The sequence below is a fragment of the Alistipes sp. Marseille-P2263 genome, assembly GCF_018101075.1.
In the GTDB taxonomy this organism is placed as follows: Bacteria; Bacteroidota; Bacteroidia; order Bacteroidales; family Rikenellaceae; genus Alistipes; species Alistipes dispar.
The window spans coordinates 118,101-132,541 of the sequence record NZ_JAGQEJ010000001.1; the positions used below are offsets into that span (position 1 = coordinate 118,101).

The following is a 14,441-nucleotide window of genomic DNA, read 5'->3' on the forward strand; positions in this document are numbered from 1 at the left end:
GTATATTTGCGGCCGAAATCATTTCTGGCAACATGCGTCTATCCGAACTGAAAACCGGCGAATCGGCGACGATCGTCAAAGTGACGGGACACGGAGGATTCCGCCGTCGCATCATGGAGATGGGGTTCGTCCGCGGCCAGCGCGTCGAGGTGATCCTGAACGCGCCCCTGAAGGACCCGATCGAATACAAAATCATGGGGTACGACATTTCGCTGCGGCGCAGCGAAGCCGACATGGTCGTCGTGCTCTCCGACGCCGAGGCCGGCGAGTATCTGGCTGCGCAGCGCGGCCGCGGCGAAGCCTCCGGTTGCGTCCGGAAATGCGGAGAGGGTACGACGCCCTGCGATTGCTCGGGCCGCGGCGGAAAGCCGTGCGCGACGGTGGACGAGGTGGTGGCGCGCAGCAGCCGCACGATCTCCGTGGCGCTGGTGGGCAATCCCAACAGCGGCAAGACGTCGCTGTTCAACGCCGTCTCGGGCGGCCACGAGCACGTGGGCAACTACGGCGGCGTGACCGTCGGCGCCAAGATCGGCTACCGCAACTACCGCGGTTACCGTTTCGAGGTGACGGACCTGCCCGGAACCTATGCCCTGACGGCCTACACGCCCGAGGAACGGTATGTCCGCAGCCATATCGCCGAGAAGACGCCCGACGTGGTGATCAACACGGTCGTGGCGTCGAATCTGGAACGCAACCTCTACCTGACCACCGAACTGATCGACATCAATCCGCGGATGGTCGTGGCGCTCAACATGTACGACGAGCTGGAGCGGAGCGGAGCGAAGCTCGACTACGACAGCCTGGGCCGCATGCTGGGCGTGCCGATGGTTCCGGTCGAGGCGCGCAACAACCGCGGCATCGAGGCGCTGCTCGACACGGTGATCGACGTTTTCGAGAACCGCGACGACCGCGTGCGCCACATCCACATCAACATGGGCCCGGTGATCGAGGAGGGACTGCGGCGGCTCAACGGCGACATGAGCGACCACCGCGAGGAGCTGCCCAAGGCCTTCCCGCCCCGCTACTACGCCATGAAACTGCTCGAGGGCGACCGGCAGGCGGAGGAGATGCTGCACGGCTGCGCCCGCTACGGCGAATGGATCGAAATCCGCGACCGCGAGACGCGCCGCATCGCCGAGGCGTTGGGCGAGGATATCGAAACGGCGTTCGCCGACCAGAAATACGGCTTCATCCAGGGTGCGCTGCGCGAGACCTACATACCCGGGCAGCGCGAACAGGCGAAGGCCACGGCGCTCATCGACGCCTTCGTGACGCACAAGCTCTGGGGATTTCCGATCTTCTTCGCGCTCATGTGGCTCATGTTCTGGTGCACGTTCAGTCTCGGAGCCTATCCGCAGGACTGGCTCGACGCGCTGGTGGGATGGATCGGCGACGGAGTGAACTCCCTGCTGCCCGAAGGACCGCTGCGCGACATGCTCTCGGACGGCGTGATCGGCGGCGTGGGCGCGGTGATCGTCTTCCTGCCCCAGATCATGATCCTCTACCTGTTCATCTCGTTTCTGGAGGACTCGGGCTATCTGGCCCGCGCGGCCTTCATCATGGACCGCGTGATGCACCGCATCGGCCTGCACGGCAAGTCGTTCATTCCGATGATTATGGGGTTCGGCTGCAACGTGCCCGCCATCATGGCCTGCCGCACGATCGAAAGCCGCAGCAGCCGGCTCATCACCATCCTGATCCTCCCCTTCATGTCGTGCAGCGCACGCCTGCCGATCTATATCCTGCTCACGGGAACCTTCTTCTCGGCCCATGCCGGGCTGGTGATGACGGGGCTTTACGTGCTGGGAATCCTCGTGGCGGTGGTGACGGCGCGCCTCATGCGGCGGTTCTTCTACCCCGAGGACGAAACGCCGTTCGTCATGGAGCTGCCCCCCTACCGGATGCCGACATGGAAGACCACGCTGCTGCACATGTGGGACAAGTGCGCGCAATACCTGCGCAAGATGGGCGGCATGATCCTCATCGCCTCGATCGTCGTCTGGTTCCTGAGCTACTACCCGCGCGAACGCACGGACGATGCGGCCGTGACGAATTACGAGAACTCCTATCTGGGACGCATCGGGCAGGCCTGCGAGCCGGTCTTCACCCCGCTGGGACTGAACTGGAAGGCCGGCGTGGCGCTGATCTCGGGCATCTCGGCCAAGGAGATCGTCGTCTCTACGCTGGGTGTGCTCTATGCCGAGGAGACGCCCGCAGCGGCCGGAGGCGGTCCGGAAGGAACGGCCGACGCGACCCGACGCATAGCTTCCGGTGAAGCGTCACAATCCGCTGTCCAGAAAACGATTATCGGCGGAGCGGACGGTGAGACGGCGATCCGCGTGGCCGACGTTCCGGAGGAGGAGGCCGACGAGGAACGGACGCTCGGGCGGAAACTGCTCGCCAGCGGCGACTTCTCCGAAGCCGCGGTACTCGGGTTCCTCACCTTCATCCTGCTCTACATCCCCTGCATCGCCACGGTGGTGGCCATCGGTTCTGAGGCCGGATGGCGCTGGGCCGCGGCATCGGTGATCTACGACACGGCCGTGGCATGGCTCATGGCCTGGGCGGTCTATCACATAGCTTCGCTTTTCGCATGACGGGCTGGCAGGATTACGCGGTGTGGGCCGTCTGTCTCGCGGCCGTCGCGGAAGCGCTCCGGCGCACCGCAAGGCTGCTGCGCGGCCGGAGCCGCGGGTGTTCGTCGTGCGGATCGGCGAATTGTCCGCACAAAAGGACGAAGGAGTGAAAAAATCGCTATATTTGCCGCCCGAAAACGACGGCGACACATCCCGCTCCGGGGCCGAGTCGGCTCCGGAGCGTCGTTTCGGGGAGCGGACCGCCCGCAAACCCCGGCAGGAAGGGATGCCGCGTCGCCGAAACGAAACGACCGATGACCGGACTGTTCTACATTCTGTTTTTCTGGCTCGCGGGCAACGCCCTGAGCCTCGCCACGGGCGGGTACGTATCGGGCAACATCATCGGGATGATCCTGCTCTTCGCCTCGCTCTGTCTGCGGTGGGTCCCGGCCGACAGGGTGCGCCCCGCGGCGCGGTTCCTGCTCGGGTCGATGGCCCTCTTCTTCGTCCCCTACGGCGTGGGGCTGATGGTCTCCTACCGGGTGATACTCGAAAACCTCTGGGCCATACTCGTCTCGGGCGTGATCTCCACCGTCCTCGTGATCTTCGTCGCGGGCAAAACCTTCCAGAGTCTCAACCGCCGCGCCCGCATGCGGCATATCAGACACATGCGCCATGCCGAATGACTTTCTCAGCTCGGACCTCTTCCTGCTGACGCTCACCGTCGGCCTCTACTGCGCCGGAAGCGCCCTCTACCGCCGGGCGCGGACCCCGCTGCTCCACCCCGTGCTGCTCACGTTCGCCGCGGTGATCGTCTTCCTCAGTGCGACAGGCATCGGCTACGAACGCTACCGCGAGGCCACAGGCATTCTCAACTTCGCACTCGGCATGTCGGTCGTGGCGCTCGGCTACCTGCTCTACGAACAGATCGAACGCCTGCGCGGCAGCCTCCTGCCGGTCGGGGCCGCCACCCTTGCCGGATGTTTCGCCGGAGTGCTGAGCGTGGTCTATATCGCCATGGCCTTCGGCACGGAGCGCCGCATCCTCACCTCGATCGCCCCCAAGTCGGTCACCGTTCCGATCGCCGTGTCGGTCGTGGGACCGCTCGGCGGCGACGTCTCCGTCACCTCGGTGGTGGTCTTCTGCGTGGGAATATTCGGCAGCGTCTTCGGCGAGTGGATACTCAAACGCTGCGGCGTCCGCGATCCCGAGGCACGCGGATTCGCCCTGGGAGCCGCGGCACACGGCATCGGCACGGCGCGGGCCATCGAGATAGGCGCCGTGGAGGGAGCCCTGAGCGGTCTGGCGATGGCCCTGATGGGGCTGGCCACGGCGCTCTTCCTGCCCCTGATCGAAAAGTACCTCTATTAGAGCCTCGAGCGGCCCGGAGGAGAGGCGGCACGGCGGGCCGAAATCTTTTCGGACGAAAATTTTTAAAATTCTGCAATAAATGCTACTTTTGCGAAACCTTACGCCAAACGGCATCAAAATCGGTCTCTTATGGAGTGGCTCTATTCGCTCTTCTTCGGCAGCGGCATCGCCCATGCGGTGCTGATTTTCGCGCTGGTAATCACCGTCGGCATCCTTCTGGGGAAGGTCAAGATCGGCGGGGTCTCGCTCGGCATCACGTGGATACTCTTCGTGGGCATCCTCTTCAGCCATTTCGGCATGACGGTGGACGGCGAGGTGCGCCACTTCGTACAGGAGTTCGGATTGATTCTCTTCGTCTTCTCGATCGGCCTGCAGGTGGGTCCCGGCTTCTTCGCCTCGTTCAAGCACGGCGGCATGACGCTCGTGGGATGCGCCGTGGCGATCGTCCTGCTGGGCGTCGTGACGGCCTACGTGCTCCACGCCGCGACCGGAACCCCCATACCCACCATGGTGGGCATCCTCTCGGGCGCCGTGACGAACACCCCGGGACTGGGTGCCGCGCAGCAGGCCTACGCCGACGCCACGGGGTGCAACGACCCCTCGATCGCGTTGGGATACGCCGTGGCCTATCCGCTGGGCGTCGTGGGCATCATCTTCACGATGATCTTCGTCCGCTACGCCTTCCGCGTGAAGTTCGAAAAGGAGGACGAGGCGCTGGCCGAGCTCGCGCACGAACAGAAATTCGCCGACAAGGTCTCGGTGGAGTTCACCAACGGAATGCTCGACGGCCGCACGGTCGAATACATGCGCGATCTGGTGAACCGGCAGTTCGTCATCTCGCGCATCATGCACCCGGACGGAGAGATTTCGATGGCCGACGCCGACAGCAAGGTGCATGTGGGCGACCGCCTGTGGGTGATCTGCCAGGGCGAGGACACGGAGGCCGTGGTGGCCTTCTTCGGCCGGCGCGTGGAGCTGACGGACGAGGACTGGGGCAACAACACGCCCAACGCCGAGCTCATCTCGCGCCGCATCCTCATCACCAAGCCGTCGATCAACGGCAAGAAGTTCTCCGACCTGCGGCTGCGCACGAAATACGGCATCACCATCACGCGCGTCAATCGCGCCGGTATGGACCTGATTCCCTATCAGGGGCTCGAGTTGCAGGTGGGCGACCGCGTGATGGTCGTAGGCCCGGCGAAGTCCGTGGCGCAGGTGGCCGACGTGCTGGGCAACTCGCTCAAGAAACTCGACCATCCGAATCTGATCACCATTTTCGTCGGCATCGCGCTGGGCGTGCTGCTGGGCTCGATTCCGCTGCTCAACGTGCCGCAGCCCGTCAAGCTGGGCCTCGCGGGCGGACCGCTCATCGTGGCGATCCTCATCGGACGCTTCGGCACGCACTTCCATCTGGTGACCTACACCACGATGTCGGCCAACCTCATGCTGCGCGAAATCGGCATCGCCCTGTTCCTCGCGGCGGTGGGAATCGGCGCGGGAGACGGATTCATCGAAGCGATCGCCGACGGCGGATACCGCTGGATCGGCTACGGATTCATCATCACGGTCGTACCTCTGCTGATCGTTGCGGTAGTTGCCCGCAAATGGCTCAGGATGAACTACTACACATTGATGGGACTGATCGCCGGATCGACCACCGATCCCCCCGCGCTGGCCTATGCGAACGCCACGGCCGGAAACGACATGCCCGCCGTGGGATACTCGACCGTCTATCCCGTCGTGATGTTTCTCCGCGTGCTGACGGCGCAGATATTCATTCTCTTCGCTCTGTAACGAACCTTATCCGAATAAGACCATGACCAAAAAGATACTGCTTCTGGGCTCGGGAGAGCTGGGCAAGGAGTTCACGATCGCGGCGCAGCGACTGGGACAGACCGTCGTGGCGTGCGACGCATACGCGGGAGCGCCCGCCATGCAGGTCGCCGATGCGGCCGAAGTCTTCGACATGCTCGACGGCGCGGCGCTGGAGACCGTCGTCGAGAGACACCGCCCCGACATCATCGTTCCGGAAATCGAGGCCATCCGCACCGAACGGCTCTACGACTTCGAACGCGCCGGGATACAGGTCGTCCCGAGCGCCCGTGCGGTGAACTTCACGATGAACCGCAAGGCGATCCGCGACCTCGCGGCGAAAGAGCTGGGGCTGCGCACCGCACGGTACTTCTATGCCCGGACGCTCGACGAGCTGCGCGATGCGGCCGACAGAATCGGCTATCCGTGCGTCGTCAAGCCGCTGATGTCCTCCTCGGGCAAGGGGCAGTCGGTCGTCAAAAGCCCCGGCGACGTGGAGCACGCATGGCGTTACGGATGCGAGGGTTCGCGGGGAGACATACGCGAGCTGATCGTCGAGGAGTTCATCCGCTTCGACAGCGAAATCACGCTGCTCACCGTGACGCAACGGCACGGCCCCACCCTTTTCTGCCCGCCGATCGGCCACGTGCAGCAGGGCGGCGACTACCGCGAGAGTTTCCAGTCCCCGCGGATCACTCCCGAGCACCTGCAGGAAGCGCAGCGCATGGCGGCGGCCGTGACCGGGGCGCTGACGGGCGCCGGGCTGTGGGGCGTGGAATTCTTCCTGAGCCACGAGCACGGCGTCTACTTCTCGGAGCTGTCGCCCCGTCCGCACGACACGGGCATGGTGACGCTGGCCGGAACGCAGAATCTCAACGAGTTCGAGCTGCACCTGCGGGCCGTGCTGGGGATTCCGATTCCGGAAATCACCTTCGAACGTCCCGGTGCGAGCGCGGTGATCCTCTCTCCGGTAGCCTCCGCCTCGGCTCCCCGCTACGAGGGGATCGAACGGGCCGCGGCAGCGGATGCCCGTCTCGACGTGCGCATCTTCGGCAAACCCTCGGCCCGCGAGGGACGGCGTATGGGCGTCGTCGTGGGCTACGATGCCCCGGGCTGCGATCTGGAGGCGCTGCGCCGGAGGGTGAAGGCCGCGGCCGCCGAAGTGCGGGTGGAACTGCCGGAATAACCGGGCCCCGAACGATTCTTACCGAAAACAGACCGCCCCTGCCGTGAACGTGTACGGCAGGGGCGGTTTTCATACGGCGGCGGGACGGCTTGAGCCGGCCGCCGCAAAGGGTCACTTGCGGAACTTCGCCACGACGTTGTCCGTGGCTCGTCTGAGCAGCTCCTCGGGGCAGCAGAGCGTGATACGGATGTAGTTGCGGCCCTCCGAGCCGAAGATCCCGCCCGGGGTGAGGAAGACGTCGCATTTGTCGATCACCTCGTCCGAGAAGGCGAAGCTGTCGCCCTCGTAGCCTTCGGGCAGTTCGGCCCAGACGAACAGGCCGGCTTGGTTCTTCCGGTAGCGGCATCCCAACGCGTCGAGCAGCGCATAGGCCTGCTTCTCCCGGCCGTAGTAGATGGCGTTCAGCTCCCGGAACCAGTCCTCGCCCAGTGCCAGCGCCGTATCGGCCGCGGCTTGGATGGGATAGAACATGCCCGAATCCATGTTCGACTTGAAGGTGAGAATCGAGTCGATCCACTCTTTTTTGCCCACCACGACGCCCACGCGCCAGCCGGCCATCGAGTGCGCCTTCGACAGCGAGTTCATCTCCAGCGCCACCTCGCGCGCGCCGTCCGCCTCCATGATCGAAATCGGATGCGCAGCGTTGCGGATGAAGCTGTACGGGTTGTCGTGGACGATCAGGATGTTGTGCCTGGCGCCGAAGTCGATGATCCGCTGGAACAGTTCCGGCGTGGGGGTCTGTCCCGTCGGCATGTTGGGATAATTGACCAGCATCATCTTCACGCCGTCGAGTCCCGCCCGTTCGATGGCCTCGAAGTCGGGATAGAAATTCGTCTCCTTGTTGAGCGCATAGGGCAGCATCTCGCCTCCGGCCAGCCGCACGGCGGCCGAATAGGTCGGATAACCCGGGTTGGGGACCAGCACCTTGTCGCCCGGATCGAGGAACGTCATGCAGATATGCATGATGCCCTCCTTCGAACCGATCAGCGGCAGCACCTCCGAATTGTAGTCCAGCTCGGTGCGGTACCACTTCCCATACCAGTCGGCAAAAGCCTTGCGCAGAATCGGCTCGCCCTTGTAGGACATGTATTTGTGGACGTCGGGGCGCTGGGCTTCCTTCGCCAGCCGGTCGATGACCGACCGGTGGGGCGGCAGGTCGGGACTGCCCATGGCCAGCTTGATGATCTGGCGGCCCGTGGAGGCCTCGAGCTCCGAAAGTTCGCGCAGGCGGCGCGAGAAATAGTACTCCCCGATACCGTCCAGACGGTGCGAACGGGCGATGTTTACTGCTTTTGCCATAGTCTCTGTTGCGTGTTTGGGATTTGCTTCGGACAAAGATAGGGATTAATTAAATAATATTAAAATATTGCCGCGACAAAATGGCCGGAAAGCCTCTCCGCACCGCGGGAAGGAGCCGTCCGCTTTCGAATGCCGGCCTCCTCCGGGAACGGCCTGCCGGAAGATGCGTTCCGGCGGAGCCCCGGAGGAACGGGAAGCGAATTTGGAGATCGGGGGTATTTTGACTAATTTTACACGGATTTTGCGGCGGCGCGCCGCGGCGGCACCGGAAGGGCCGAAAAAACGGGATGTCCGTCCGGTTCCGCTCCGACGCCCCCCGGAAAAAGGTCCGCGCACCCGCCGCACCGGTCCCGGCTTAACCCGAACGAAAATATGATCCGAAAAAAACTACTACTCCTGTTCGCCCTCCTGCCGGCGTGTGCGCTCTGCGCGCAGAAGCAGCAGGACCTGACCGCGTATGTGAACACGATGCAGGGATCGCACAACACGCCCGAATTTTCCCACGGCCGCTGCACGCCGCTCGTCGCCCTGCCGCAGGGCGTGAACAGCTGGTCGCCCGTCGGATTCTCCTACGTCGGACGCTCGGCGGCAGGCGTAGGAGGCTGCGGCATCGTGCTCCGCCCGCTGACGGAGGCGCCGTCGCCGGAAACGGCCACGGCGACGGTGGACACCGCGTCGATCGTCGGCCGCCCCCACTACTTCCGGATGCGGACCTCGGACGGCATTCTCTCCGAAATGAGCCCCACGGAGCGCTGCGCCGTCTTCCGCTTCACCTACCCGCGCCGGAGCGAGGCGCTGCTCGCGCTCTCGGGCGAGGAGATGGACGGCGTGGAGGCCGATGCCGCGGCACGGTGCGTCACGGGCTATGTCATCCGCCGCTCGAACGTCAGTCAGGCGGCAGACAAGACGTGGTTCCTGCTCCGCTTCGACCGCGACTTCACCGTGGACGAGGACCGGAAGGGCGGGACTCTGCTGCTCCGCTTCGGGCGGAGCGGAACGGTCGGCGTGCAGGCCGCCGTGTCGAAGATCGACGCCCGGCAGGCCCGCGTGACGTTCGGCCGCGAGCTGGAGGGGAAACGCTTCGGGGAGGTCTGCGAGGCGGCCCGGGAGCGCTGGAACGGAATGCTCGGCCGGATCGAGGTCGAGGGCGGCACGCCGGAGCAGCGACGCACCTTCTACTCCTGCCTCTTCCGGACGATGCTGCGCCCGGCGCAGGACTACGAAACGGACGCCGAAGGCCGCGAACGCTTCGCCTACGACGGCGAGGTGTACGAGGGGCGCTATCACGTCAATCCGATTCTGTGGGACGCCTACCGCTCGCTCTTCGCGCTGCACAACATCATCAACCGCGCCGAGGAGGAGCGGTACGTGCAGTCGCTCATGCGCACCCAGGAACTCACCGGGTGGTGGCCCTCGGGGCACGTGATGATCGGCAACCACGCCATATCGGTCCTCGCCGACGCGTGGGCGAAGGGCATCCGCACGTTCGACCCCGAGGAGGCGCTCGGCCGCTACTACCGTGAGATCACTCGCTCGGCGGTCGATACGCTCAATAACGGCGACTACAACCGCGAGCACGTCCGCGGCTACGGCCGGCTGGGCTTCGAGGACTACTTCGCCATGGGCTACATCCCCTATCCGCAGGGAACCGACCGCGTGATGGAAACCACGTCGAAAACCATCGAATACAATTACGACGACTTCTGCGCCTGGCGGCTGGCGCGGATGACCGGAAACGACTTCTACGAGCGGATCTTCGCGCGCCACATCTACAACTACCGCAACGTGTTCGACCCGGCGGACGGCTTCTTCAAGGGCCGCGACCGCGAGGGACGCTTCGACGAGGACTTCAACCCCTACGAGTGGGGCGGTCCGTTCGTCGAGGGCAACGGCTGGCAGTGGCGCTTCTCGGTGCAGCAGGACGCCCGCGGCATGATCGGCCTCATGGGCGGCGAGGAGGCATTCCGGCGCAACCTCGACGAACTGTTCGCCGTGCGTGCCGACTCGGTGCTCCACGGCGGCTACGGCTACCGCATCCACGAGATCAACGAGGCCGTGGCGGGCAATCAGGGGCAGTATGCCCAGGGCAACGAGCCGTGCTTCCACGTGATCCACCTCTACAACCACGCCGGGCAGCCCTGGAAAGCGCAGCGACTGCTGCGCGAAAGCCTCACGCGGCTCTTCAACTCGGGACCCGAAGGATTCCCGGGCGACGAGGACGGCGGCGCCATGTCGTCGTGGTATGTCTTCAACGCCATGGGATTCTACACCGTGACGCCGGGCGTCGGGCAGTACGTTCTGGGCAGCCCGCTCTTCGACCGGGTGACGATCCGGCTCGAGAACGGGCGGAAGTTCGTCATCACGGCCGACGGCAACGCCCCCAACCGGCCCTACATCCGTTCGGCTACGCTCAACGGCGCCCCCTGGACGAAAAACTGGTTCGACCACGAGACGCTGATGGCGGGCGGCGAGCTGCGGCTGGAGATGAGCGGATGCCCGAATACGGAGCGCGGCACGGCGCCGGAAGACCGCCCCTATTCGATGAGCGATCCCGAGTAAACGAATAAAAAGGCAGGAGCCTGCATTTCGGGTTCTCCTCTCCGGAACAGAGCGAACGCCCGGGAGACATTCCCGGGCGTTCGCTGCGGTATGCGCGGACGAAAAAGCGGCGTCCCGGAGAACCGGAACGCCGCCGAACGGTGGAGGTGGCGGGAGTCGAACCCGCGTCCAAACAGGGAACCCGAAAGCTTTCTACACGCTTATCCGCCGTTTCGTCCTTCTCCCCGGGCCTGGCAGGCGGCGACCGAACCCGGGGCCCAGTCCCTTGAATTTCGCGCACCGGCCGGGACCCTCCGGCACGCTATCTCTAAATTGATGATACCCCGTATGAAAAACCGTTAAAGAGCGGAACGGCCTTTCGGGATACTCGTCGCCGAGGCTCCTGGGCCCCGGGGATTAAGCCAATTTTCCTTGAAAATTAGGCAGCGAGTGCGTAGCTGTTATTGCCATTTGATTCTTGAGCGTCGGGATTAACGAGCCGCCACACAGCGCTCGACGTGCTTACGATCAAACTCTGCCTGCTGTCAAAACCGGGCACCCCCAATTCTGTCCGCAATCGGCAAAAGCCGCGGGACAAAGATAACGCTTTTTCCGCAAAAACAAACACCCCGCGGCGAAGAATGTCGCCCGCAGGAGGCAGCGCCGCTTTTTTCGGTTCCGAAACGCCTGCGAACCGGGAAAATTTCGTATATTTGTCCGACGGAAAGCCCCCGGCAGGCGACGGGCCGCGCAGCTTCTGCGGGCGACGGCGGCAGACGGAGGAAAAACACGCGACGCATGACTAAAGACAGATACGTGGTCGAACTGCGGGACGCAGCCATCTACCACGCGGACGATCCCTTCGGCAGCCGCTCGGAGGAGAAACTCATCCGGCAGGGCGAAATGGTCCTCTCGGAGGTCAATCTCACGGTGGCCCCGGGCGAATTCGTCTTCCTGATCGGACGGGTCGGAAGCGGCAAGAGCACGCTGCTCAAAACGCTCTACGCCGAGGTGCAGCTGCTCTCGGGCCGCGGGCGCGTGGCGGGATTCGACCTGCGCCGCCTGCGCCGGCGGGACATTCCCTACCTGCGCCGCCGCATCGGCATCGTCTTCCAGGACTACCAGTTGCTCACGGACCGCAACGTCTTCATGAACCTGCACTACGTGCTCAAGGCCACGGGCTGGAAACGCGAGCAGGAGATCCGCGAACGCATCGACAAGGTGCTCGAAGTCGTGCAGTTGGGACACAAGAGCTACAAGATGCCCTTCGAACTTTCGGGCGGCGAACAGCAGCGCCTGGTCATCGCCCGCGCGCTGCTGAACGACCCCGAGGTGCTGCTGGCCGATGAACCGACGGGCAACCTCGATCCGGTGACGGCCGACGGCATCATGCAGCTTTTCCGGCAGATCGCCGCACGGGGATGCGCCGTGGTCATGTCCACGCACAACACGGCCCTCATAGAGAACTACCCCGCCCGCGCCATTCTCTTCGCGCAGGGCAAGATCCGCGAAGTGAACCTCGAAGAGGAGCTGGGATAGGCACGCGCCGCCCCGCGGCCGGAAGCGGCGCCGATCCGCCGCCCCGGGTTGCGCAATCCGGAAAAAATCCGTATATTTGTACGATATTTAAACGACAACGATGAGTACCGAACAAGAAAACGTTAAGAAACAGGAAGAGGCGTATTCCGCGTCGAACATCCAGGTCCTCGAGGGCCTCGAAGCGGTGCGCAAACGCCCGGCCATGTATATCGGCGACATCGGCGAGAAGGGTCTCCACCACCTCGTCTACGAGGTCGTGGACAACTCGATCGACGAGGCGCTGGCCGGATACTGCACCGATATAGACGTGACGATCAACGAGGACAACTCGATCACCGTCAAGGACAACGGCCGGGGTATCCCGACGGACTTCCACGAGAAGGAGGGCAAGTCGGCGCTCGAAGTCGTGCTGACGGTGCTGCACGCCGGAGGCAAGTTCGACAAGGGCAGCTACAAGGTCTCGGGAGGTCTGCACGGCGTGGGCGTCTCGTGCGTGAACGCGCTCTCGACGCTGCTCATCGCCGAAATCCACCGCGACGGCAAGATTTTCCGCCAGACGTACAGCAAGGGAAAACCCACGTCGCAGGTCGAAATCGTCGGCGAATGCACGGACCGCGGAACGATCGTGACGTTCAAGCCCGACGGCGAGATATTCACCCACACGACGATCTACAAATACGAGATTCTGGCCAACCGCCTGCGCGAGCTGGCATTCCTGAACAAGGGCATCCACCTGAACCTCTACGACCGCCGGCCGGACGAGGAGGGCAAGACGCACGAGGACCACTTCTATTCGGAAGAGGGCCTCAAGGAGTTCGTCCAGTACCTCGACGCCACGCGCGGCACGCCGATCATCGAGCAGATCATCTACCTCGACACCGAGAAGAACGGCGTTCCGGTCGAAGTGGCCATGCAGTACAACGACTCCTTCTCGGAGAACGTACACTCCTACGTGAACAACATCAACACCATCGAAGGCGGCACGCACCTGACGGGATTCCGCCGCGCGCTGACGCGCACGCTCAAGAAATACGCCGAGGACTCGGGAATGCTCGCCAAGCTGAAGTTCGACATCAACGGCGACGACTTCCGCGAGGGACTGACGGCAGTCGTCTCGGTGAAGGTGGCCGAACCGCAGTTCGAGGGACAGACCAAGACCAAGCTGGGTAACGACGAAGTGGCCGCTGCGGTCGATCAGGCCATGGCCTCGGCACTGGGCGACTACCTCGAGGAAAACCCGAAAGACGCCAAGGCGATCGTGCAGAAGGTGATTCTGGCCGCCACGGCCCGCCACGCCGCCCGCCACGCCCGCGAGCTGGTGCAGCGTAAGACGGTACTCTCGGGGTCGGGACTTCCGGGCAAGCTGGCCGACTGCACGAGCCGCGACAGGTCGGTGGCCGAGATCTTCTTCGTCGAGGGCGACTCGGCAGGCGGTACGGCCAAGTCGGGCCGTGACCGCAACTTCCAGGCCATCATGCCGCTGCGCGGCAAGATTCTCAACATCGAGAAGGCACAGGAGCACAAAATGTGGGAGAACGAGGAGATCAAGAACATGTTCCTGGCGCTGGGCGTCAAGATCGGCACGGAGGAGGATTCCAAGGCGCTCAACCTCGAAGGACTGCGCTACGACAAGATCATCATCATGACCGATGCCGACGTGGACGGAAGCCACATCGCCACGCTGATGCTCACCTTCTTCTTCCGCAAGATGAAGGAGCTCATAGAGAACGGCCACGTTTACATCGCCACTCCGCCGCTCTATCTCGTGAAGAAGGGCAAGCAGGAGCGTTACTGCTGGACCGAGAAGGAACGCGACGAGATCACCTCCGAATTCGGCAAGGGCGCGCACGTGCAGCGTTACAAAGGTCTCGGCGAGATGAACGCCCACCAGTTGTGGGAAACGACGATGAACCCCGACACACGCATCCTGCGCCAGGTGAACATCGAGAACGCCGCCGAGGCGGACCGCATCTTCTCGATGCTCATGGGCGACGACGTGCCGCCCCGCCGCGAATTCATCGAACGCAACGCCCATTACGCGAATATCGACGCATAAGGCGGCCGAACGGAGAAAGGATTGCCCCGACCAGAAAGGGAGGGCGATCCTTTTTTCGTACCGG

9 protein-coding genes and 1 other RNA gene are annotated in these 14,441 nt (G+C 63.8%); 8 read left to right on the forward strand and 2 right to left on the reverse strand.

From position 1 onward, the window contains the following. Positions 1-32 precede the first annotated feature (32 nt). The 5 genes from feoB to purT all read left to right on the forward strand — a co-directional run bounded on the left by feoB (position 33) and on the right by purT (position 6,945). The gene (gene feoB, locus KB554_RS00500; RefSeq protein WP_211034607.1) at positions 33-2,597 is read left to right on the forward strand and encodes a ferrous iron transport protein B; all 2,565 of its coding nucleotides are present in this window, start codon (positions 33-35) and stop codon (positions 2,595-2,597) included. A 293-nt stretch (positions 2,598-2,890) separates the two neighbouring features. Beyond that, positions 2,891-3,262 carry a CidA/LrgA family protein gene (locus tag KB554_RS00505; protein WP_211034608.1) on the forward strand — a complete coding sequence of 124 codons (372 nt, stop codon included), beginning with the start codon at positions 2,891-2,893 and terminating at the stop codon, positions 3,260-3,262. Continuing rightward, on the forward strand, positions 3,252-3,947 hold the full coding sequence (locus tag KB554_RS00510) for an LrgB family protein (protein ID WP_141429690.1): 696 nt from the start codon (positions 3,252-3,254) through the stop codon (positions 3,945-3,947). The genes KB554_RS00505 and KB554_RS00510 overlap by 11 nt, the downstream gene beginning before the upstream one ends. 129 nt (positions 3,948-4,076) lie before the next feature. Further along, positions 4,077-5,741, forward strand: a complete 1,665-nt coding sequence (locus KB554_RS00515) for a putative transporter (protein WP_211034609.1) — start codon at positions 4,077-4,079, stop codon at positions 5,739-5,741. A gap of 22 nt (positions 5,742-5,763) precedes the next feature. Further along, entirely contained in the window at positions 5,764-6,945 is a 1,182-nt protein-coding gene (gene purT, locus KB554_RS00520; protein WP_211034610.1) for a formate-dependent phosphoribosylglycinamide formyltransferase, read from the forward strand. A 111-nt stretch (positions 6,946-7,056) separates the two neighbouring features. Here purT and KB554_RS00525 read toward each other — a convergent pair whose 3' ends face one another. Further along, a complete protein-coding gene (locus KB554_RS00525) occupies positions 7,057-8,244 on the reverse strand; it encodes an aminotransferase class I/II-fold pyridoxal phosphate-dependent enzyme (protein ID WP_141429687.1) in 1,188 nt (395 codons plus the stop codon). A gap of 372 nt (positions 8,245-8,616) precedes the next feature. On the opposite strand from KB554_RS00525, the gene KB554_RS00530 reads away from it, so the two are divergent. Further along, the gene (locus tag KB554_RS00530; protein ID WP_211034611.1) at positions 8,617-10,803 is read left to right on the forward strand and encodes a GH92 family glycosyl hydrolase; all 2,187 of its coding nucleotides are present in this window, start codon (positions 8,617-8,619) and stop codon (positions 10,801-10,803) included. A 138-nt stretch (positions 10,804-10,941) separates the two neighbouring features. Here KB554_RS00530 and ssrA read toward each other — a convergent pair. Next, positions 10,942-11,345, reverse strand: a transfer-messenger RNA (tmRNA) gene (gene ssrA, locus KB554_RS00535). A gap of 235 nt (positions 11,346-11,580) precedes the next feature. On the opposite strand from ssrA, the gene KB554_RS00540 reads away from it, so the two are divergent. After that, positions 11,581-12,321 carry an ATP-binding cassette domain-containing protein gene (locus KB554_RS00540; protein WP_141429685.1) on the forward strand — a complete coding sequence of 247 codons (741 nt, stop codon included), beginning with the start codon at positions 11,581-11,583 and terminating at the stop codon, positions 12,319-12,321. 100 nt (positions 12,322-12,421) lie between these two features. Next, the gene (gene gyrB / locus KB554_RS00545) at positions 12,422-14,377 is read left to right on the forward strand and encodes a DNA topoisomerase (ATP-hydrolyzing) subunit B (protein ID WP_141429684.1); all 1,956 of its coding nucleotides are present in this window, start codon (positions 12,422-12,424) and stop codon (positions 14,375-14,377) included. The last annotated feature ends 64 nt before the right edge of the window (positions 14,378-14,441 follow it).

Excerpts from the sequence above, each read along its gene's own strand:
- feoB (WP_211034607.1), top strand. The coding sequence starts at position 33 with ATGCGTCTATCCGAACTGAAAACCGGCGAATCGGCGACGATCGTCAAA.
- KB554_RS00505 (WP_211034608.1), top strand. The coding sequence starts at position 2,891 with ATGACCGGACTGTTCTACATTCTGTTTTTCTGGCTCGCGGGCAACGCC.
- KB554_RS00510 (WP_141429690.1), top strand. The coding sequence starts at position 3,252 with ATGCCGAATGACTTTCTCAGCTCGGACCTCTTCCTGCTGACGCTCACC.
- KB554_RS00515 (WP_211034609.1), top strand. The coding sequence starts at position 4,077 with ATGGAGTGGCTCTATTCGCTCTTCTTCGGCAGCGGCATCGCCCATGCG.
- purT (WP_211034610.1), top strand. The coding sequence starts at position 5,764 with ATGACCAAAAAGATACTGCTTCTGGGCTCGGGAGAGCTGGGCAAGGAG.
- KB554_RS00525 (WP_141429687.1), bottom strand. The coding sequence starts at position 8,244 with ATGGCAAAAGCAGTAAACATCGCCCGTTCGCACCGTCTGGACGGTATC.
- KB554_RS00530 (WP_211034611.1), top strand. The coding sequence starts at position 8,617 with ATGATCCGAAAAAAACTACTACTCCTGTTCGCCCTCCTGCCGGCGTGT.
- KB554_RS00540 (WP_141429685.1), top strand. The coding sequence starts at position 11,581 with ATGACTAAAGACAGATACGTGGTCGAACTGCGGGACGCAGCCATCTAC.
- gyrB (WP_141429684.1), top strand. The coding sequence starts at position 12,422 with ATGAGTACCGAACAAGAAAACGTTAAGAAACAGGAAGAGGCGTATTCC.